This window comes from Mycolicibacterium baixiangningiae (genome assembly GCF_016313185.1).
In the GTDB taxonomy this organism is placed as follows: domain Bacteria; phylum Actinomycetota; class Actinomycetes; order Mycobacteriales; family Mycobacteriaceae; genus Mycobacterium; species Mycobacterium baixiangningiae.
In genome coordinates this window covers 4,208,091-4,228,282 of record NZ_CP066218.1, presented here as the reverse complement: position 1 = coordinate 4,228,282, position 20,192 = coordinate 4,208,091, and the positions used below count along the sequence as shown (strand labels likewise).

22 protein-coding genes are annotated in these 20,192 nt (G+C 68.5%); 7 read left to right on the top strand and 15 right to left on the bottom strand.

Going from position 1 to position 20,192, the window contains the following annotated elements; all coding sequences use genetic code 11:
* Positions 1 to 163: 163 nt before the first annotated feature.
* Together I7X18_RS20030 and I7X18_RS20025 are read right to left on the bottom strand one after the other, a co-directional pair.
* The gene (locus I7X18_RS20030) at positions 164 to 565 is read right to left on the bottom strand and encodes an Rv3143 family two-component system response regulator (RefSeq protein WP_193043756.1); all 402 of its coding nucleotides are present in this window, start codon (positions 563 to 565) and stop codon (positions 164 to 166) included.
* A 35-nt stretch (positions 566 to 600) separates the two neighbouring features.
* Positions 601 to 1,032, bottom strand: coding sequence for a nuclear transport factor 2 family protein (locus tag I7X18_RS20025; RefSeq protein WP_193043755.1), 432 nt, complete (start codon positions 1,030 to 1,032; stop codon positions 601 to 603).
* Between the two features lie 52 nt (positions 1,033 to 1,084).
* Here I7X18_RS20025 and I7X18_RS20020 point away from each other — a divergent pair, with 52 nt between their 5' ends.
* Complete coding sequence (locus tag I7X18_RS20020) at positions 1,085 to 1,717, top strand: class I SAM-dependent methyltransferase (protein WP_193043754.1); 633 nt, start codon at positions 1,085 to 1,087, stop codon at positions 1,715 to 1,717.
* Between the two features lie 13 nt (positions 1,718 to 1,730).
* Here the strand turns inward: I7X18_RS20020 and I7X18_RS29695 are convergent, their stop codons facing one another.
* Genes I7X18_RS29695 through I7X18_RS19985 form a run of 8 tightly spaced genes read right to left on the bottom strand, consistent with a single transcriptional unit; the run spans position 1,731 to position 9,359 of the window.
* Positions 1,731 to 2,081, bottom strand: a complete 351-nt coding sequence (locus I7X18_RS29695) for a DUF6285 domain-containing protein (protein WP_226862605.1) — start codon at positions 2,079 to 2,081, stop codon at positions 1,731 to 1,733.
* Positions 2,078 to 3,037 carry a phosphotransferase family protein gene (locus I7X18_RS20015; RefSeq protein ID WP_232375284.1) on the bottom strand — a complete coding sequence of 320 codons (960 nt, stop codon included), beginning with the start codon at positions 3,035 to 3,037 and terminating at the stop codon, positions 2,078 to 2,080. The genes I7X18_RS29695 and I7X18_RS20015 overlap by 4 nt, the downstream gene beginning before the upstream one ends.
* Entirely contained in the window at positions 3,034 to 4,272 is a 1,239-nt protein-coding gene (locus I7X18_RS20010) for an acyl-CoA dehydrogenase family protein (RefSeq protein WP_193043753.1), read from the bottom strand. Before I7X18_RS20010 ends, I7X18_RS20015 begins: the two co-directional genes overlap by 4 nt.
* A 25-nt stretch (positions 4,273 to 4,297) precedes the next feature.
* On the bottom strand, positions 4,298 to 4,915 hold the full coding sequence (locus tag I7X18_RS20005; protein WP_193043752.1) for a TetR/AcrR family transcriptional regulator: 618 nt from the start codon (positions 4,913 to 4,915) through the stop codon (positions 4,298 to 4,300).
* Positions 4,916 to 4,922: 7 nt separating this feature from the next.
* Positions 4,923 to 5,828 (bottom strand): hydroxymethylglutaryl-CoA lyase, encoded by a 906-nt coding sequence (locus I7X18_RS20000; RefSeq protein ID WP_193043751.1) that lies wholly within the window; start codon positions 5,826 to 5,828, stop codon positions 4,923 to 4,925.
* On the bottom strand, positions 5,825 to 7,024 hold the full coding sequence (locus I7X18_RS19995; RefSeq protein ID WP_193043750.1) for a CaiB/BaiF CoA transferase family protein: 1,200 nt from the start codon (positions 7,022 to 7,024) through the stop codon (positions 5,825 to 5,827). Before I7X18_RS19995 ends, I7X18_RS20000 begins: the two co-directional genes overlap by 4 nt.
* Positions 7,021 to 8,256, bottom strand: a complete 1,236-nt coding sequence (locus I7X18_RS19990; protein WP_193043749.1) for an alpha/beta hydrolase — start codon at positions 8,254 to 8,256, stop codon at positions 7,021 to 7,023. Before I7X18_RS19990 ends, I7X18_RS19995 begins: the two co-directional genes overlap by 4 nt.
* Positions 8,253 to 9,359: a homogentisate 1,2-dioxygenase gene (locus tag I7X18_RS19985; RefSeq protein ID WP_193043748.1), complete on the bottom strand. Its 1,107-nt coding sequence runs from the start codon at positions 9,357 to 9,359 to the stop codon at positions 8,253 to 8,255. The genes I7X18_RS19990 and I7X18_RS19985 overlap by 4 nt, the downstream gene beginning before the upstream one ends.
* A 148-nt stretch (positions 9,360 to 9,507) precedes the next feature.
* On the opposite strand from I7X18_RS19985, the gene I7X18_RS19980 reads away from it, so the two are divergent.
* Positions 9,508 to 10,002, top strand: a complete 495-nt coding sequence (locus tag I7X18_RS19980) for an SRPBCC family protein (RefSeq protein WP_193043747.1) — start codon at positions 9,508 to 9,510, stop codon at positions 10,000 to 10,002.
* On the opposite strand, the gene I7X18_RS19975 is transcribed toward I7X18_RS19980, so the two are convergent.
* Positions 9,974 to 10,360, bottom strand: coding sequence for a nitroreductase/quinone reductase family protein (locus tag I7X18_RS19975; protein ID WP_193044019.1), 387 nt, complete (start codon positions 10,358 to 10,360; stop codon positions 9,974 to 9,976). The two genes, I7X18_RS19980 and I7X18_RS19975, sit on opposite strands and share 29 nt — an antisense overlap.
* Before the next feature lie 380 nt (positions 10,361 to 10,740).
* Between I7X18_RS19975 and I7X18_RS19970 the strand changes: the two genes are divergently transcribed.
* Positions 10,741 to 11,715: an esterase family protein gene (locus tag I7X18_RS19970; protein ID WP_193043746.1), complete on the top strand. Its 975-nt coding sequence runs from the start codon at positions 10,741 to 10,743 to the stop codon at positions 11,713 to 11,715.
* Between the two features lie 19 nt (positions 11,716 to 11,734).
* On the opposite strand, the gene I7X18_RS19965 is transcribed toward I7X18_RS19970, so the two are convergent.
* Positions 11,735 to 12,733, bottom strand: coding sequence for an acrylyl-CoA reductase family protein (locus I7X18_RS19965; protein WP_193043745.1), 999 nt, complete (start codon positions 12,731 to 12,733; stop codon positions 11,735 to 11,737).
* Positions 12,734 to 12,801: 68 nt separating this feature from the next.
* Here I7X18_RS19965 and I7X18_RS19960 point away from each other — a divergent pair, with 68 nt between their 5' ends.
* From I7X18_RS19960 to I7X18_RS19945, 4 genes are all read left to right on the top strand, one after another.
* Complete coding sequence (locus I7X18_RS19960; RefSeq protein WP_232375283.1) at positions 12,802 to 13,335, top strand: hypothetical protein; 534 nt, start codon at positions 12,802 to 12,804, stop codon at positions 13,333 to 13,335.
* A 126-nt stretch (positions 13,336 to 13,461) separates the two neighbouring features.
* Positions 13,462 to 14,877 (top strand): PepSY-associated TM helix domain-containing protein, encoded by a 1,416-nt coding sequence (locus tag I7X18_RS19955; RefSeq protein ID WP_193043744.1) that lies wholly within the window; start codon positions 13,462 to 13,464, stop codon positions 14,875 to 14,877.
* Entirely contained in the window at positions 14,874 to 15,353 is a 480-nt protein-coding gene (locus I7X18_RS19950) for a copper chaperone PCu(A)C (protein WP_193043743.1), read from the top strand. Before I7X18_RS19955 ends, I7X18_RS19950 begins: the two co-directional genes overlap by 4 nt.
* Positions 15,346 to 16,533 (top strand): Dyp-type peroxidase, encoded by a 1,188-nt coding sequence (locus I7X18_RS19945; RefSeq protein WP_193043742.1) that lies wholly within the window; start codon positions 15,346 to 15,348, stop codon positions 16,531 to 16,533. Before I7X18_RS19950 ends, I7X18_RS19945 begins: the two co-directional genes overlap by 8 nt.
* 4 nt (positions 16,534 to 16,537) lie before the next feature.
* Here I7X18_RS19945 and I7X18_RS19940 read toward each other — a convergent pair whose 3' ends face one another.
* The 3 genes from I7X18_RS19940 to hisN all read right to left on the bottom strand — a co-directional run bounded on the left by I7X18_RS19940 (position 16,538) and on the right by hisN (position 20,186).
* Entirely contained in the window at positions 16,538 to 17,752 is a 1,215-nt protein-coding gene (locus I7X18_RS19940) for an acyl-CoA dehydrogenase family protein (protein ID WP_193043741.1), read from the bottom strand.
* 31 nt (positions 17,753 to 17,783) lie between these two features.
* Positions 17,784 to 19,187, bottom strand: coding sequence for an acyl-CoA dehydrogenase family protein (locus I7X18_RS19935; protein ID WP_193043740.1), 1,404 nt, complete (start codon positions 19,185 to 19,187; stop codon positions 17,784 to 17,786).
* Positions 19,188 to 19,388: 201 nt separating this feature from the next.
* The gene (hisN, locus tag I7X18_RS19930) at positions 19,389 to 20,186 is read right to left on the bottom strand and encodes a histidinol-phosphatase (protein ID WP_193043739.1); all 798 of its coding nucleotides are present in this window, start codon (positions 20,184 to 20,186) and stop codon (positions 19,389 to 19,391) included.
* Positions 20,187 to 20,192: the final 6 nt, after the last annotated feature.

Genomic DNA, 20,192 nt, shown 5'->3' with positions numbered 1-20,192 from the left:
CAAACGCTCCCTCGGGCTGTCGATGTGAGCTAACCCACAGCCTAGCGATGTTTGCGATCTGCGCCACAGCTTTGGTTAGTATCGGTCACTATCGCGGCGTATGGCGCCGGCGCGGGCGGTCATGCGTGAACCACGCAGGGCCACAGCGGGTTTGGGTGGTTCGCTACTGCACGGACAGCCGCAGCAACGATACGACCGCGTCACCGAGGCGGATGGGGTCGATCGGGTGCGGTACGGCCGCTTCCGCGCGCGACCAGGAGGCCAGCCAGGCGTCGTCCGCCCGGCCGGTCAGCACCAGGATCGGCGGAGAATCGGCAATCTCGTCCTTGATCTGCTTGGCCAGACCGATACCGCCCGCCGGGGTGGCTTCGCCGTCCAGGATGGCCAGGTCGAAACCGCCTGCGTCGAGCTGTTTGATCACCATCGGCGCGGTAGCCACGTCGAGGTAGCTCAACTCGGGCAACTCGGGGTGAACCCGCCTGCCCAGCGCCAATTGCACTGCCTCCCGCGTCTGCGGGTTGTCGCTGTAGACCAGGATCCGCAGCGATCGGGGCGGTGCTGCCATGGGCCGATGCTAACGGCTGTGCCCGTGTCGGCGACCTACTCGGGGAATTTGTCTGCCGCGCTGCCCGACTCGGGCGTGTCGCCGAGCAACGGAGCCATCTCCGCCGGGTCGAAGTATTCGTCGATCCGGGTGATCAGACCGTCAGCACCCACGACGATCACGATGCACACCCGCATCGCGATCGAACCCCCGTTGGTGCCGGTGGCGTGCAGGATGTGCTGCTGGACGAATCCGTCTCCGAACCGGCGCCGGTCCAGGATCTCGTAGCGGCGGTCGGCGGTGTGGCCGATGAACCAGAAGATCACCCGAAGCGCCCGGGCGCGGTCGTTGTCGCGCCGGTCACCGGAGTGCCACACCAGCACGTTCTCGGCCCACAGCGCCTCGACGGCGGCGGTGTCGCTGCGCTCGATGGCGGCGAAGAGTCGGTCGGCCACCTCGTCGAGGACGTCAGCCGGTATGTCAGCCATCGTGGGTCCCTTCCGTTGACCTGAAGCGCCGTTCAGGTACGACAATGCGGACATGCCTGAGACAACACCCTCGAAATCCCTGTTCGACGATGCCTATGCCGGTGGTGCCGCACCCTGGGTGATCGGCGAACCGCAACCCGCGATCGTCGAACTCGAGCGTCGCGGCGCCATCAGCGGTGCGGTTCTCGACGCCGGGTGCGGCGCCGGCGAGCACACGATCCTGCTCACCGACCTGGGCTACGACGTACTGGGCATCGACTTCTCCGCCCGGGCCGTCGACCTGGCCGGACACAACGCGGCCGGACGCGGGGTCGCGGCCCGATTCGAGGTGGCAGACGCCACGCGCCTGGGTGGCGGCCCCCGTTTCGACACCGTCATCGACAGTGCGCTCTTCCACGTCTTCGACGACACCGACCGCGTGCGCTACGTGGACAGCCTGCGCTCGGTGTGCCGTCCCGGTGCGCTCGTGCACGTGCTGGCGCTCTCCGACGCCGGGCGGGGCTTCGGACCGCAGGTCAGCGAGGTCGACGTCCGCACCGCGTTCACCGACGGCTGGCGGATCGAGGCGCTCGAGACGACGACCTACCGCGGGGTGGTCGGTCCGGCGCACGCCGACGCGCTCGGACTGCCCGTCGGTGCCCGTGTCGAGGAGCCGGCCTGGTTGGCGCGGGTGCGGCGGACCTGACCGCATCGCGTGCTCAGTCGGCCCGGTCGTAGCCCGGATGTGCCACTGCCAGCCGGTGGCGGACCACGGCGCGCAGCGTCGTCAGCACCTCGGGTTCGCGGGCGTCGAGCTCACCGGCGCGGATGGCCGCCGCCAGGTGTGCCTCGTCGGGGAACCCGAGTTCGGTCAGCGCACCGACCGCCTCGGCGGCGGACGCGTCGGTGAGTTCGCGTTCGACGGTGCGCAGCACATTCGCGGCCACCCGGGCGTGGAAGCTCACACTTCCGTCCGTGGCGGCGCGCACCTCGTTGTCGAGGAAGTCGGCGACCGCCGCGACGAGTTCGGCCGCGGTCGGCCTGCCGTACAGCCACGGAGGCCCGGTCATCGTGGCCCGCTGCCCTCGAGCAGATCGAGCAGATCCCATTCGGTCTCACAGACGCGCCGTCCGATCGCGGCCAGTTCGACCGACGGGGTCTGGCCGCTGAGGTGGCGCTCGGCCTGGTACCGGCAGATGACCCCCCACTGCAGCGTCGCGACCGTCAGCCACCAGCGGAACGCCGATCGGTCGAGTGCCTCCCCGCTGGCCGTCTCGTAGGCGGTGAGGAAGTCCTCGACACTGCCCAGCCCACCGGCACCGAGCGCCCCCGAGGCGCCGAACCGCCACGCCCTGATGCAGAACCACGCGAGGTCCTCGTAGATCTCGCCGACGTGCACGAGCTCCCAGTCGAGGACTGCCGCGAGCCCTTTGTCGTCGACGATCAGGTTGCCCATGCGGAAGTCGCCGTGCACCAGCCGGTGCGCTGACGGCGGCGGTCGATGAGCTGCCAGCCGGCGGAACGCCCACTCGAAAGTGGCTGTGGTGTCGCCTATCTCGTCGAGGCGTTCACGCCACCCGGCCAGCTGGTCGGTTTGGGCAAGCCCGATACCGCGCGGATCGGCGCGGTGAACAGCCGCCAGCGCTGCGGCACACTGGGTCAGCAACCGGGCCCGTCCGGCGTCGTCGAGCGAGCGGTAGATCCGGCGGACGATCGTCTCACCGCCGATCGCCCCGCAGATCAGATACGGATTGCCCAGTGCCGCAGGGTCGTTGTCGGCGGTCAGGATGTGGGGGACGGGCGCGCCCGCCTCGGCCGCGCGCTGTTGTGCCCGCGCCTCGAGTTCCATCCCGGCGTGCACCTCGTCGGGCGGGCCGGTGCGCAGGATCAGCTTGCTCGTCGCGTCGGCGGTGACGGCGTCGAAAGCCCACGTCGTCCGGCTCGCGCCACCGGTCAGCGTGGTGAGGTTCTCGACGGTCACGTCACCGAGCAGCGGACGCAGCACCGCCTCGAGTTCTGCTTTCACGTGCGGCCGAATCCGAACAGCCGTTGCGCGACCCGGCGGATCTGGATCTCCTCGGCTCCCTCGGTGATGCGGTAGCGCCGGTGGTGGCGGTAGATGTGTTCGAACGGTTCGTGGCGGCTGTAGCCGACGCCGCCGTGCACCTGCATCGCCCGGTCGGCGGCCTCGCACACCAGGCGGTTGGCGCGGTAGTTCGCCATCGACACCTTGTCGGAGACCTCCATGTGGTGGCTGCGGTCCAGCTCGGTGGCGGCGTAGTAGACCAGCAGGCGCACCATCTGCGCCTCGGTCTGCAGCTCGACCAGCGGCCACTGCACGGCCTGGTTGACCGCCAACGGCTTCCCGAACACCATGCGCTGTCCGGCGTAGCCGACCGCGCGGTCGATGCAGTACTGCGCGGCGCCCAGGCTGCTGGCGGCCTGCCGGATCCTGTTCTCGTGCAGGAAGGTCTGGCCCACCTCGAGGCCGCGGTCGACCTCGCCGAGGATGGCGTCGTCGGGCACCCGGACGTCGGTGAGCACCACCTCGCCGTGGTCGGTGGGCATGTTGAACGTCCACCAGTAGTACGGCACCTCGAAACCCGGTGTGTCGGTGGGCACCACGAATGCGGTGATGCCGCGGGCCTGCCCCTGGTCGCCGGAGGTGCGGGCGAAGATCAGGTCGTGGGTGGCGCGGTGCACGCCGGTGTTCCACCGCTTCGTGCCGTTGATGACCCAGCCGTCACCGTCGCGTTCGGCGCGGGTCTCCAGCCACGTCGCGTCCGAACCGTGGTCGGGTTCGGTGAGCCCGAAGGCCATCGACCGCTCGCCGGTGAGCATGGCCTCGATCCATTCGGTCTTCTGCGCTTCGGTGCCGAACCGGTCCATCATGATCACCTGCGGGAAGTTGCCGACGATCGACGACTCGTCCTGCAGGTCGTTGTGCAGGCCGAGTCCCTTGCGCGCCAGGTGCTCCCGGATGACGGCCATGTCGATGTTGGAGCCGTCGCGGCCACCGAACTGCGCCGGCAACCCGTACCGTAGCCAGCCGGCTGCATCGGCGCGCCTGCGCATCTCGTCGAGCAGATCTTCCCACGCGCGCTGCGGGATACCGCCGTTCTCCCAGTCGGTGCGGGCGTACTCGCGGTGGCGGTCGAAATACTGCATGTGCTCACGTTCGAGCGGTTTGATCTCCGCCTCGATGAACGCGTCGATCTCCTCGAGCACACCGGGCAGGTGGTCCGGAAGGGTGAAATCCACGAGAACTCTCCTTTGAGTCGTCCGGTCAGAAGCCGTACAGCGTCTTCTTCCAGATGGTCGACAGCGTGGCGATCGCGTCGGCGTCGCTCATCTGCAGTCCGAGACCCGAGTTGCCGACCATGACGACGGTGAAGTTCTCGAAGAGCAGCGCGATCGCCGCCGCCGTGTACTCCGCGTTGAGGTCGGCGCCGTAACCCTGCTCCTGCGCGTGAAGGATCGATGCAGCGATGACGTCCATGCCGAACCGCCGGAACTCGTGCTGCAGGTCGGCGAAGCGCTGTTGGGCGGCCGCGAGCTGGGCGACCGCGATCATGATGCCGATGTTCTGCTTGAAGATGTTCCAGTAACCGGTGACCACCGTGGTGAAGAACTCGCCGTCGTCGGGCGAAGCCGGCAGGGGCACACCGGATCCCGATGGGGCGACGACGTCGTGCAGGAATGACTGCGCCAGCGCGGCCAGCAGATCCTCTTTGTCGTCGAAGTAGCGGTAGAACACCGCGGGCGATCGTCCGGCCGCCGAGGTGATGTCGGCCAGCGTGGTCCCGTGGAAGCCGCGTTCGGCGAACAGCTTTCGGGCCGCTTGCTCGATGGCATCGCGGGTCTGGCGGCCCTTGCTGCTCAGCGTCGACGACTCCGGGGCCATACCGCGCTCAGCCGATGATCCGGTCCCCGGCGCGCAGCAGCGCACTGGGCAGGTCGTGGCCGACGACCCGGCGGGCGACGTGGGCGGCCCCGATCGCGGCCTGCAGGTCGACATCGCTGTCGATCCCGCTGTCGCGCAGCAGGTAGACGAGATCCTCGGTGGCGATGTTGCCGCTGGCGCCCGGCGCGAAGGGACAGCCGCCCAGCCCGCCCACCGACGCGTCCAGCCGTGTGACCCCGCTCTGCACCGCCGCATAGGCGCTGGCCAGGCCCGCGCCGCGGGTGTTGTGGAAGTGGGCGCCGAGCGGCACGCCGTCGATGCGGGGGCGCACCAGCGCGACGAGATCGCCGACCCGTCGGGGAGTCGCGGTGCCGATGGTGTCGGCGATCGCGACCCGGTCGACACCGAAACCCACTGCGGCATCGACGATCCCGAGTACGCGGTCCGGCGGTGTCGGGCCGTCGAACGGGCAGTCCCATGCGGTTGCGATGATCACTTCGACGGTGGCGCCGCTGTCGTGGGCGATGGCCGCGATGTCGGGGATCTGTGCGGCGGCCTCCGCGGAGGACCGCCCGACGTTGGCCCGGCTGTGTCCGTCGGCGGCCGACACCACGTACTCGATCGAGCGCAGCCCGGCCGCGATGGCGCGCTTGGCGCCGTTGGGGCTGGCCACCAATGCCGAGAACTCGACGCCGTCGAACCGGGCCAGCTCCGCGGCCAGTTCGGCGGCGTCGGCCAGCGCAGGCACTTTCGACGGGGAGACGAATGCGGTCGCCTCCACCTCACGGACGCCGGTCGCCACGACGGCTTCGAGCAATTCGAGCTTCGCCGACAGAGGGATGGGCTGTTCGATCTGGAGGCCGTCGCGCAGCGAGACCTCGCGGATGTCGACCTTGGCGGGCAGTTCGCTCACAGCACCCCCTCGGCGCGCAGCTCGGCCAGCTCGTCGGCGGTCTTGCCGAGAATCCCGGCGTACACCTCGTCGTTGTGCTGACCCGGGTACGCCGGACCCGCGTTGCGGATGCTGCCCGGCGATTCCGAGAGCACCGGCACGATGCCGGGCCCCATGACCGTGCGTTCGACGCGTTCGTCCCAGTGCTCGGCGATCATGCCCCGCGCCCGCAGCTGGGGATCGTCGACGACGTCGGCGACGGTGTTGATCGGGCCCGCGATGACCCCGGCCGCTGACAGTGTCTCGATGATGTCGCCGGGCTGACGCCCGGCCGCCCAGTCCCCGATGATCTTGTCCAGTTCGTCCTGATTGCGGCCGCGCGCACGGTGATCGGCGAACCGGTCGTCGATCACCAGTTCGGGTTGTCCCATCGCGGCGCACAACCGGCGGAAGACGGTGTCCTGGTTGGCGGCGATGACCACCCAGCTGTCGTCGGCGGTGCGGTAGATGTTGGACGGGGCGATGCCTTCGAGCCGGGTGCCCGACGGGCCCCGCACGACACCGCCCACGTCATAGTCGGGGATCGTGGATTCCTGTACGGCCAGGCAGGATTCGGTGAGCGCGGTGTCGACCACCTGGCCCTCACCTGTGACGGTGCGCCGGTACAGCGCCGCGAGCGCACCCTGTGTGGCGAACATCCCGGCCAGGGTGTCGCCGAGCGACAGCGCCAGGCGCGGCGGGGGACCGCCCGGGAAGCCGTTGAGGTGACGCAGGCCGCTGGCGGCTTCGGCGACGGATGCGTACCCGGCGCGGTGCGCGTCGGGCCCGGTCTGGCCGTACCCCGACACGCGCACCAGGATGATGCCCTTGTTCCGCGCGTGCAGGACGTCGTAGCCGAGATTCCAGCGCTCGAGCGTGCCGGGCCGGAAGTTCTCGACGATGACGTCGGTCTGCTCGACGAGGTCGAGGAAGATGTCCCGGCCGCGCTCGGTGCGCAGATCCAGCGTGATCGCTTTCTTGTTGCGGGCGTGCACGGTCCAGAAGAAACGGTGGCCGTCGAGTTCGGCCTGCCCCCAGGTGCGCAGCGGATCGGGGACTCCGGGCGGCTCGATCTTGAGCACCTCGGCCCCCATGTCGCCGAGCAACCGTCCAGCGAAGGGACCGGAGATCAGCGTGCCGATCTCGATGACCCGGATACCGTCCAGCGCGCCTGTCATACACCCTCCGTCGAATCCCGGGTCGCTTCGCTCCTGCCCTCCGGAGTCGAGAACCCGTGCCGGTGCAGCCACTCGGTGCAGATCCCGACCGCTTCCCGCAGCGTCTCACGTTGGCCGGGTCCGGAGTAGTAGTGGTTGGCCCCTGCGATCTCGTGCATCTCCTTGTCGGGGTGGCCGATCGCCTCGAAGAGTCGGCGCGTGTGGCTGGGCGTGCACGCGTCGTCGGCGAGGTTGCCGATCACCAGCGCGGGCACCGCGACGTCGGCGCCTGCCTTGACCGCGTCGCCGTTGGCGTCGTCGTAGCTCCACTGAGACAGCCAACTGCGCAACGTGCAGAACCGGGCCAACCCCACCGGGCTCATGTTCACCACCCGCGGGTCGCCGAGGTAGCAGGTGCCCGGCGCCCGGTCGTTGGGGTCGACGGTCGGGTCCAGCCAACGGGGATCGGCCATGGTGCCGTGCACGACGAACGCGAACTCTGCAACATCCGCCCCGGGCAGTCCGCTGGTTCTCAGTTCGGCCAGTTTGTCCTTGACCCACGCGGTGATTCGCCGATTCCTCGCGATCTGGGCGGCCCGGTATCGCTCGAGGAATTCGGCGGTGTACGGCGGTTGGTGGGGGTTGTCCGGGTTGTACAGGTCGAGTTCGGGGTCGCGGTCGCTGGGATCGGACTCGTCGAGGATCGAGGCGTCGAGCCATTCGGTCAGCGTGCCGTGGCGGCTGATGTGCGCGGCCAGCAGCATCATCCCGTCGGCGGGGATCAAACCCAGCGTCGTCAGATCGGGCCCGTCGCCGGACGGGCTCGCGGTCACGGTCGGGTGCTGAGCTTGCTGCTGGTAGAACACCGACAGCGACCCACCGCCGCTCCAACCGGCGAGGACCACCTTCTCGTAGCCCAGCCGGTTCTTGGCGTCCTTGATCGCCTCGCCGAGGTCCTCGACGACCTTCTCCATCAGCAGCGCCGAATCGGTGCCGCGGAATCGGCTGTTGCAGTAGATGACATGGTGGCCGGCCTTGGCCAGCGCGTTCATCATCGGCAGGTAGGCCCCGCCGCCGATCGGGTGCATGAACATCAGCACGGTGTCACTGGGTCTGTCGCGCGGCCGCAGCAGGTGGCTCTCCAGCACGACCAGTTCGGCCACGCCGCCGTAAACGTCACGCACTCCTGAAGTGTTCTGGTAGGCAACGAGATAGGGGATGCGGTCGTATTCGTGGCGTACGGCGGTCGTCACGAATGCTGCCCCAGATCGTTGGCGAGCACTTCCGGTGAGGGGATCAGCCGTCTGCGGGTGTCGACGGCGATGACCTGCCAGTCGACCCGGGTGAATTCGTCGAACTTGCGGCGGGCGCGTTCTCGCGCCTTCTCCGGCGCGCCGTGGTGCACCCCCTGTGGTGCGTGGGAGATCAGCCCGGGCGGCATCGGAATGCCGTACAGCGTGCCGCCGTGGAAGAACGCGATCTCGTCGTAGTCGACATTGCGGTGATACCAGGGGGTGCGTTCGGTGCCGGGTACGCCTTCGGCCGGTTTCGGTAGGAAGTTCATCACGTACACCCCGGTGGCCTGCATGAACAGATGCGCGGTGGCCGGCAGATGCACGCTGTCGGAGGTGATGACGTGGTAGTCGCTGATGTTGAAGGTGAACGCGAAGTTGTCCCCGCGCCATCCTTCGACGTCGAGCGGATGATGTTGGTAGAACAGCGATGTCGGCCCACCCTCATGGAACAGCCTGACCTCGTACTCGCCGTCGACCTGCGGGCCGGTGCCGTCATCGATGGGCAACGGATCGGGGATCGCGGCCTGGGTCGGGTCGAAGGGGAAGTGCCTGCCGAGCGGGCCGGGCGGCGGGACGCGGAACTCTTCGGTGGACTGGATCATCAGCAGCGTGGACTCGGTGTCAGGGATCTGCCGGAAGGTGCAGGCCTTCGGTATGTACACCCAATCGCCCGCGCGGTAACGCAGCGGTCCGAACTCCGTCTCGAACAGCCCGGAACCGGTGTGCACGAACGACAGTAGATCGCCGTCGACATAGCGGGCGAAGTAGGGCATCTCCTCGGTGCGCCGGGACAGCAGCACCTGACAGTCGGCATTCGAGAACATCAGCAGCGGCGCGCCGTTCGCGTCCGTGGCGTCACCGGGTTTGAGTTGATCGCCGAGGACGTCGAGGGGGCGCAGCGGTCCGACGGTGCGAAAAGCGGTGGGGTCGTTGCGCCGGTACATGTTCGCGGTGCGTCCGGTGAACCCTCCGCGACCGAGTTCGTCGTCCTTCTGGCCGTCGAGATCGGCGTGCGGCCGCCGCGGCGTTTTGCCTTTGCGCAGGTGAACGAACGATTCCATCGGAGTCTCCAATGACATGCGGTGGACCAGCGGAGCCAAACTAAAACTGACGTTACTTTTATCTTCGGGCCGGCACAAGGGTCGGCGATGACTTCTCAGCAGCGGTGCGGTCTGCCTCTGAACGAGACCACGAAAGAGGAGTGCCTGAATGCAGAACGACGTGATGACCGCGAAAACGACCGTCGACGCACCGGCGGACGCCGTCTTCGCTGTGCTCGCCGACCCGGCTTCCCACGCCGCGATCGACGGCACGGGGTGGGTACGCGAATCGCTCGACGGCGCCATGCTGACCGCCCGGGGGCAGATCTTCCGAATCGCGATGTACCACGACAACCTTCCCGACGGCCACTACGAGATGGCGAACAAGGTGGTGGCGTTCGACCCGCCCCACGTCATCGCCTGGGAGCCGGGTCAGGACAACGGCGAAGAGATCGAATTCGGCGGCTGGATCTGGCGTTACGACCTGACTCCGCGCGGCTCGTCCCGCACCGAGGTCACGCTGACCTACGACTGGTCGGCGGTGCCGGCGTACCTGCGGGAGGACATTGCTTTCCCACCCTTCGGGCGAGACCATCTCGACAATTCCCTGGGTCACCTGGCCACTCTGGCGCAACTCAGTCGGTCAGGTCCACCCGCACCGTGAGCAGGTCCGTGCCGAAAGTGCGGACGCCGAAGCTGTTGAGCTGAGGGAGTTCTCGCAACCGGGCGTGCGGATCGTCCTCGGGTAGCAGGTGTGCCACACCCGTGTGCCACCGCCCGCGCAGCCGCACCCGCACATGGGGATCGGCGGCGATGTTGCGGACGTACTGCGACCGCTCACCGAACTCCGAGACGAACCAGAAGTGATCGCCGATTTGCTTGCCGCCCAGAGGTGTCCGCCGCGGTAGACCGGATTTTCGGCCGGTGGTCTCCAGCAGGGTCTGGAACGGCAACCGGCGCATCACCGGGTTGGCGATGCGTTTCTGAAAGGTATGGGTGACGGTGTCGCGTAGACCGGGCATGGGATCCTCCTGGGCGGCGGGGTCGATGACGATCACATCACGGCGGAGGGCGGGATCCGCGCGCCGATCGCGAGCGGGAGCCGGACGAATCACGCCGTTTACGCAGGCGACACGGCTTCCGCTGAAAGTCTTCGGAACGGTGCTTCACCTGAGGTTTTCCGCGGCGGCGGCCCTGCCTGCGCATTTATGGGGTTTTCTGGGCTCAAGGCCCATGTTTTACTCAGTGCGCAACAACTGAATTCTCTCGGTCCACTCTCTGCCGCACTGGTCAGCTGAGCGGGCGCGGACAACGCAGTGCAGAAATGCTGCGGTGCCAATGGCGACTGTGTCCGCTGGATGGAGCGTTATACGCGGTACCCGGAAGATGGATGGATTGCTTTATGACGATCGTTGACAAGATTCGAGGCCATTGGGCACGCCGATTCGCGGTGGCCGCCGTCGTGGCGGCGATGCTGCCCGGGGTGATCGGCCTCACCGGTGGTTCGGCACTCGCGGGAGCGTTCTCGCGACCCGGGTTGCCGGTTGAGTACCTCTTGGTCCCCTCACCGTCGATGGGACGCGACATCAAGGTCCAGTTCCAGGGTGGCGGCCCCGGATCTCCTGCGGTCTACATGCTCGACGGGTTGCGTGCCAGGGACGACTTCAACGGCTGGGACATCGAGACCCAGGCCTTCGAGTGGTATCTCGACTCCGGTCTGTCGGTGGTGATGCCGGTCGGCGGGCAGTCCAGTTTCTACACCGACTGGTATCAGCCGGCGTGCGGTAAGGCCGGCTGCCAGACCTACAAGTGGGAGACGTTCCTGACCTCGGAGTTGCCGAACTGGCTGGCGGCCAACCGGGACGTCAAGCCGACGGGCAGCGCGGCGGTCGGTCTGTCGATGGCCGGGTCGGCGTCGCTGGTGCTCTCGATCTACCACCCGCAGCAGTTCAGCTACGCGGCGTCGCTGTCGGGCTTCCTGAACCTCTCCGAGGGCTGGTGGCCGTTCCTGGTGAACCTGGCGATGAGTGACGCCGGTGGCTACAAGAGTGAGCCGATGTGGGGTCCGGGCGGCAGCGAGGCGTGGTTGCGCAACGATCCGATGGTCAACATCGACAAGCTCGTCGCCAACGGCACCCGCATCTGGGTGTACTGCGGTAGCGGCAAGCCCGGTGAGCTGGGCGGCGCCGGTCTGCCCCAGGAGTTCCTGGAGAGCCTGACGCTGCGTACCAACATCACGTTCCAGGAGCGGTACATCGCGGCCGGCGGACAGAACGGGGTGTTCAATTTCCCGGCCGGTGGCACGCACACCTGGCAGTACTGGGGTCAGCAGCTGCAGCAGATGAAGCCCGACCTGCAGCGGGTGCTGCTCGGCTGAGCTGGTGAGGGGCCGGCGGTCAGAAGCCGCCGGCCACCCGTACGACCGCGCGGCCGGAGTACCGGCCGGCACGCACCTCGTCGATCACCTCCACCACGTCCTTGACGTCGACGTCGTGGGAGAAGTCGGCGAGGTGCGGTGGTTTGAGGGGACCTGCGATTTTCGCCCACAGCTCGCGCCGGGGTCCGATCGGCAGCTGGACCGAGTCGATGCCGAGTAGGGCCGCGCCGCGCAGGATGAAGGGCAGCACCGTCGTGTTGAGCCCGGGTCCACCGGTCAGCCCGCTGGCCGCCACCGCGCCGCCGTAGGCGAGCGTGCTCAGCACGTCGGCGAGAGTGGCACCGCCCACGCAGTCCACGGCGCCGGCCCACCGCGTCTTGCCGAGAGGGCGGGGCTTGGCGTCCGGATCCTCCGGGAGACGGCCGATCACCTCGGCGGCGCCCAGACTGCGCAGCAGGTCGGTCAGCTGCGGCTTCCCGGTGGAGGCCACGACCTGGTACCCCAGGGCGGACAACAGGTCGACGCTGACCGATCCGACGCCCCCGCTGGCCCCGGTCACGACGATCGGTCCGTCGTCGGGGCGGATACCGCGTTCGGTGAGTGCCTGCACGCTCATCGCGGCGGTGAACCCGGCGGTGCCGATCGCGGCGCCCTCGCGTGGGCTCAACCCGTCCAGCGCCACCACCTGATCGGCGGGGAGCCGGGCGAACTCGGCGTAACCGCCGTGCTTGCCGGTGCCGACGTCGTAGCCGTGGGCCAGCACCAGGTCTCCGACGGCGAACTCGTCGGACTGCGACGCCACCACCTCGCCGGCCAGGTCTATGCCAGGAACGATCGGGTAGTCGCGCACCACACCGCCTTTGGGCGTCACGGCCAGGGCGTCCTTGAAGTTCACGCTCGAGTAGTGCACCCGGACCGTCACCTCGCCGGCGGGCAGTGCGGACTCCTCCAGCGTTTCGACCGCCGTCTCGATCCGGTCTCCGGACTGCCGCGCCACCAACGCCTGAAAATCGTTCATGGCTTGCCACGCTAGTCACCCGATAGGACCGGCAGGGCGAACACCGCCCAGCTAGTAGTGTTCGCGCCGTGAGCACGGTGACTTCCCGCGCCGGCGCCCTGTGCGGCGTGCTGGTGGGTGCGTGCTCGGGTCTGTTCGCCATGGCCGCCCACGCGGTGGCCGGGGGGCAGGTGCCCACCGGCCCCACCCTGGTGCTCGTCGCGCTGGTCTGCGCGACGGTCGGTGCGCTCGCGGGCGCCGCCGATCAGCCGCGCGCCGTCGGGCTCGTCGCCGCTGTCGGGGCGGGACAGCTGCTCACCCACGTCGTGTTGGCGGTCACCGCGGGCCACCACGGCGGCGGGCACGAGGTGGTGCGGTCGGCGCCGATGATGCTCGCCCACGCGCTGGCGGCCGTCGCCCTTGGTCTGCTCATCTGTCTGGTCGGCCATCTGTACCGGATATGCGCCACGGTCCTGTGCTGGCTGACGCTCACCCTCGTGCACCGCGGCCGCCCGTCGGCGCCGCGTCGCCACCGCACGACGTCGGCTGTCGTGCAGATGCTTCTGCTTCGTTCTGGGCTAGGGATGCGGGCGCCGCCTGCGGTGGCGTCGATCGGCGGCTGAGGCCGCACCACATCTCACACGCCTGCGCAGTCTGCGGGCGCGCCCGTCAGCGCTTCCACGCGCGCTGACGTTCCCGTGGCGCGACACCGACTCGTGCCACCACGTTCGGACGAAAGCACTCCGCACATGACGACCACACCCGAGGGTCGGCTCGACCCGCCTGCCCGAGAAACCACCGACCCGCCCGCCTTCGCCGCGCTGCTGCGCCGACTGCACTTCTACGCCGGCGTCTTCGTCGGCCCGTTCCTGCTCATCGCCGCCGTGAGTGGCGGCCTGTATGCGATCGCACCGTCGATCGAGCAGTTCGTCTACCGCGACTATCTGCACGTCGACACCGACGGTGACGCGCGCCCGGTCGCCGAACAGATCCGGGCCGCGCAAGCAGTGCGCCCCGACCTGACGGTCACCGCGGTCCGGCCCGCCGCGGAACCCGGTGACACCACCCGTGTCCTGTTCGACGACCCGTCACTCGGTGAATCCGAGCGCCGCGCGGTGTTCGTCGACCCCGCCACCGCACAGCCGCTCGGTGACCTCGCCGTCTACGGCAGCAGCAGCGCGCTGCCCGTCCGCACCTGGATCGACCAACTGCACCGCAACCTCCACCTCGGCGAACCCGGACGGCTCTACAGCGAACTCGCGGCCTCGTGGCTGTGGGTGATCACGCTGGCCGGTGTGTGCCTGTGGTTCGCGAGACGCCGGGTTCCCGGCGCGCGGCTGCTCACCGTCGACCGCACGGCGCGCGGCCGCACAAGGACACTCAACTGGCACGGCGCCGTCGGCCTGTGGATCGCCGCCGGTCTGCTGTTCCTGTCGGCCACCGGCCTGACCTGGTCGCACTACGCCGGTGACAACATCACTCAGCTGCGGGCGGCACTCTCCTGGACCACGCCCACCGTGTCGACGGCTGTCGGCGCGTCGGGGCATGCACATCACGGCGGCCATGTTGCACCGGGCCACGTCGCACCGGGCCACATCGCACCGGACGGTGGTGCGCCGCGGGTCGACGAGGTCGACCGGGTGTTGCGCTCGGCGCAGGCCGCCGGGGTGGGCGGCAGAGTCGAGGTGTCGATTCCAGCCGACGCCACGGACGCGTTCACGGTCAGCCAGACCCGCGAGCCGTGGGTGATGTCGAACAACGCTGTCGCCGTCGACGGGGCCACCGGTCAGGTGACCGATACGTCGTGGTTCGCCGACTGGCCGCTGGCCGCGAAGCTGGCCGCCTGGGGAATACAGCTCCACATGGGCCTGCTGTTCGGCCTGGCCAATCAGCTGGCGTTGGCGGCGCTGGCAGCGGCGCTGGTGACGGTCATCGTGCGCGGGTATCTCATGTGGTGGCGACGGCGGCCCACGAGTACCGGACGGCCACCGGCGCGTGGTGCGCTGCGGGGACTTCCACCGCTGGCGGTTGCCGGGGTGGTGGTGGCCGCAGCGGTGACCGGATGGTTCGTCCCGCTGCTCGGCGTCAGCCTGCTCGGGTTCGTGCTCGTCGACGCCGCCGTCGGAGTTGCGCAGCGTCGCAACGGATTCGGTGGTGCCCGATGAGGACGGCCCTGTGCGCGCTGCTCGCCGGAGTTCTCCTCGCCGGATGCTCGGGCAGTACTCAACCCGCCACCGACGCCGCGGCAGTGCGGGTCGAGGATGCGTGGGTCAAAGCCGCCGACGACGGTATGACCGCCGCCTTCGCGCAGCTGACCAACGACGCGGACCGGGAGGTGCGCATCAGCTCGGCGGCCACCCGGGCGGCTGCGCGCATCGAGTTGCACGAAGTGGTCCGCGACGGCGGCGCCCAGACGATGCGGCCGAAGGACGGCGGGATCGTGCTACCCGCGCACTCCGACACACAATTGGCGCCCGGCGGCGACCACCTGATGTTGATGGACCTGACGGCGCCGTTGATGCCCGGTTCGGACATCGAGATCACCGCGAAATTCGCGGACGGATCGACACTGCCGATCACCGCGCAGGTACGCGAATTCCCCGGCGCCGACGAACATTACGAAGGCGGCGAGCATGGGTGAGCGGTTCAACCGGCGCACGCTGTTCGGCGCGGGGGCCGCGGCGGCGGGGATCGCCGGGATAGGGTTGACCGCGACGGCAGGCACCCGCGGCGCCGACGAACCGGTGGTCGCCACCGAGCGCTTCCACGGGGTGCACCAGGCCGGCGTCGCCACCCGGCCGCAGGCTTACACCACGCTCGTCGCGCTGAATCTGCGCCCGGACCGCGCCGACCGCGCCACCCTGCGGTCGGTGATGAAGTTGTGGAGCGAGGATGCGGCGCGACTGACCCACGGCATACCGGCCCTGGCCGACACCGAACCCGAACTCGCCGCCGACCCGGCGCGGCTCACGGTCACCGTCGGCTACGGTCCGGAGTTGTTCGACGCTGTCGGGCTGACCGCGCAACGGCCCGCCGCGCTGCGAGCGCTTCCACTCTTCGCCGTGGATCGCCTCGAAAACCGTTGGTGTGGTGGGCAATTGTTGTTGCAGCTGTGCGCAGACAACCTGCTCACCCTCAGCCACGCGTGTCGGGTGCTGACGAAGAACGTGCGCTCGATGACGACGATCCGGTGGATCCAGCGCGGCTACCGCAACCCGGCGAGCGCGTCGACGGCGGGCCCGTCGATGCGCAATGTCATGGGGCAGGTCGACGGCACGGCCAACCTGAATGACGATGCGGCGCTGAACAAGTACGTGTGGGATTCGGGCGCGGACCAACCCTGGTTCGCCGGCGGCACCGTCCTGGTCCTGCGGCGGATTCGCGCCGAGATGGACGCCTGGGACGAGGTGGACCGGGATTCCAAGGAGTTGTTCGTCGGCCGCAGACTCGACAACGGGGCGCCACTGACCGGTTCGGGGGAGACGGACGAACCCGACTTCACCGCTGCCGTCAACGGCATTCCCGTCATCCCCGAGAACTCCCACATCGCATTGGCGCGGCATCGGACCGACGGCGAACAGTTCCTGCGTCGGCCCTACAACTACGACGACACCCCGCCCGCAGGTGAGATCTCCGACAGCGGACTGCTGTTCCTTGCCTACCAGCGTGATCCGGCCCGCCAGTTCGTGCCGGTGCAGCAGCGGTTGTCCGACGCCGACGCGCTCAATGCGTGGCTCACACCGGTGGGGTCGGCGGTGTTCGCGATACCGCCTGGCGCGGCCGAAGGGGGATACGTCGGTCAGCAGCTGCTCGACATGTGAACGGCTATTTCAGTTGTGCGGAGGTCAGGCCCAGCAGGCGTCGGGCCACGACGAGCTGCTGGATCTGCTGGGTGCCCTCGAAGATGTCGAGGATCTTGCTGTCGCGCGCCCACTTCTCCAGCAGCGTCTCCTCGGAATACCCGACGGTGCCTGCCATTTCGACCACCTTCAAGGTGATGTCGCTGCCCACCCGCGCGGCTTTGGCCTTGGCCATCGAGGCTTCCTTGGAGTTGGGAATGGCATTGTCGGCCTGCCACGCCGACCGCACTGTCAACAGGTAGCCCGCCTCCCAGTCGGCTTCCATCCGAAGGAATTCCGCCGCTGCCGCGCTCTGGGCGTAGGCGGGTTTGTCGTAGGAGATCTCGACGCCCGCGTCGATCAGGATCTTGCGGAATTCCTCGAGCGCGGCGCGCCCGATCCCGACGGCCATGCCGGCCACCACGGGCCGGGTGTTGTCGAAGGTCTCCATGACCCCCGCGAAACCCTTCTCGACGTGGATCTCCGGGTCGCCGAGGAGGTTGTCCTTCGGGATGCGGGCGTTGTCGAAGCGGATCACCGCGGTGTCGGACGCCTTGATGCCGAGCTTGTCCTCGAGGCGCTCCACCGTCACGCCGGGATGGTCGCGCGGGACGATGAACGATTTGATCGCCGCACGGCCCAACGACTTGTCCAGTGTGGCCCAGACGACGATGTGGCTGGCGCGTGAGCCGGCCGTGACGAAGATCTTCTCACCGTTGATGACGTACTCGTCGCCGTCGAGTCGCGCCGTCGTCGACACCGCCGCCGAGTCCGAGCCGAACCCCGGCTCGGTGATGGCCATGGCGGCCCACACCCCTTTGCCGAGCCGCTCGAGTTGTTCGTCGGTCGCGACGCCGGAGATCGCGGCGTTGCCCAGGCCCTGGCGGGGCACCGACAGCATCAGACCGACGTCGCCCCAGCTGATCTCGGTGACGTTGAGGACCGCACTCATGTTGCCGCCGTTGACATTTCCCTTGGGGCCGCCCTCGGTATCGCGAAACGCCTCCGCGCCGGCGAACGAGATGGTGTTCGCCTCGGAGATGCCCTCGAAGAGGGTGGCCAGGCTGTCGAGTTCGACCGGATAGTCGTGCTCTCTCAGGTCGTACTTGCGCGAGATCGGGCGCAGCATCTCCGCGGCGCCCTGATGGGCCTTCTCGATGACCGCGTGCAGCTTCTTCGGCAGTTCCAGGTTGATTGCCATGACAGGATCCGTTTCTGACTCAGAGGACGACCTAGAGGACGACGACGCCCTCGGCGACACCGATCACGCGCAGATCGCGATACCAGCGTTCGACAGGGTGTTCCTTGGTGTATCCGTGGCCGCCGAGCAGCTGGACGCCGTCGAGGCCGATCTGCATGCTCTTGTCCGTACCGAGCCGCTTCGCGAGCGCGGCTTCCCTGATGAACGGCAGGCCCTGCTCGGCGCGCGAGGCGCCGCGCCAGGTGATGAGGCGCAATCCGTCGAGTTCGATGGCGATGTTCGCGCACATGAAGGCCACGGCCTGGCGGTGTGCGATCGGCTCGCCGAACGCCTCACGTTCCTTCACGTAGGGGACCACGTAGTCGAGCACCGCGTGCGACGTCCCGACTGCCAGCGCGGCCCAGCCGAGCCGCGATAGGGCGATGGCCTCGCGGTAGTCGTCATCAGTGGCCTCGTCCTCGCCGAGTCGGTTGCCCAGCGGAACCGCCACGTTGTCGAGCTCGACGCGGCCGAGGGCCGCCGCCCGCACTCCCATGCTGGGGTCGGGCGTGACGCTGAGCCCCTCGGATGCGGACTCGACGATGAACATCGCCGGCTTGCCGTCCAGCTGTGCGGCGATGATGAACACCTCGGCGTCGGCGGCGGCCGGAACCAGCGACTTCGTCCCGGTCAGCCGGTAGCCACCCGGGGTGCGGACGGCCGTGGTCTTCAGCGCGGTCGGGTCGAACAGCGGGCGTGGTTCGGCGATCACCACGCATGCCTGCGGGACGTTGTCGCCGGAGAAGTCGCGCAGATAGGTGGCCTGCTGGTCGGCGCTGCCCCAATGGGTGAGCGCAGCCGCCACCCCGGCAGGAGCCAGAATCGGCAGCGCCAGGCCCATGTCGCCGTACGCGAGCGCCTCGGCCACGAGCGCGTTGGTGATCGTCGAGCGGTGTTCGGCGATGCCCTCGAAGTCCTCGGGGATGCTGACCGCCGTGATGCCGAGTTCAGCGGCCTTGACGATCAGATCCGGCGGGTATCCGGCCGCCGCGTCAGCGTCGTGGGCCGCGGGCCGCAGTACTTCTTCGGCGAATTCCTTGACCGTCTCGACGATCATCTTCTGATCGTCGTCGGGGGTCAGGTCGAAGTAGTCCGACCCTTTCGGGGCGGTTTTCAGGCGGGTGGGCTGCTTGCCGAGGCCCTGGATCCGCTTGAACTGCCGCGTGGAGGCGCCGGCGGCCGAGAACACCTGCTTGACGCCGTACTTCAAGCCGCGGTTGAAGGGGTCGCGCAGATTGTGCCGGTCGAGGAACTCCTGCCCGACGAACGGTGTGAGCAGCGCCAACCCGATGTCGGTCGGGGTTCGCTTGTGCCGTTGCAGGCCGACGGCGCTTTCCCTGCCGGAGCGCTTGGGACGGGCTGAGGTGCCGTTCTTGGACGGCAGTGTGTCGGTCATTCCAGCTGCCTCACTTGGTCGGGTCGATCGCCATGACCGTATCTTACTCCTGAGTAAGGTCGGGCCGACCTGTTAGGTAGTTCACACCGCAGTGGGCAGCGTCGGACGCAGGCGGGATGCACCCGCCGCCGCGGTGTCGGCGGCAAGACATGGGGTGTGCGTGAGGGATTCGGCCGCTTCCGACAGGGCAGAGCAGGTCGACTAGGTCGACAGGCTCGACAGCGCCACGTCGTGAAGCAGACCGTTGGAAGCGACGACGCTGCCGCCGTGGGGTCCCGCTACGCCGTCGAGATTGGTGAACGTTCCGCCTGCCTCCCGCACCAGGATGTCGAGCGCGGCCAGATCCCACAGCGACACCTCGGGTTCGGCCGCGATGTCCACCGCACCCTCGGCGAGGAAGCAGTACGACAGGAAGTCGCCGAATCCCCGGACCCGCCACACGGCGTCGGTGAGGTCGATGAACCGGTCGCGCAGACCGCGTTTGGCCCATCCGGAGAGGCTGGAGAACGACAGGCTGGCCGAATCCAGTTCGGCGACCTTCGACACCGAGAGCCGCCGCGGCGACTCGCCGGAGACTGCGGCGAATGCCCCCAGCCCGTGGGCGGCCCACCAGCGCCGGTGCAGTGCGGGTGCACTGACGACGCCGGCCACCGGCACGCCGTCGTTCAGAAGCGCGATGAGCGTCGCCCACACCGGAACGCCGCGCACGAAGTTCTTGGTCCCGTCGATCGGGTCGATCACCCACTGCCTGCCGCTGAAAATCGCTGTGCCACCGAACTCTTCGCCGAGGATCGCATCGTCGCCGCGTTCCGCGGCGAGTTCACGGCGCATATCGCTCTCCACGGAGCGGTCGGCGTCGGTGACGGGCGTGAGGTCGGGTTTGGTCTCGACACGCAGATCCAGTGCGCGGAACCGGTCGACGGTGAGGGCGTCGGCATGATCGGCGAGCCGCAACGCCAGCGCCAGGTCGTCGGCCAGGTCGAAGGAACCGGTGCTCATGTCTGC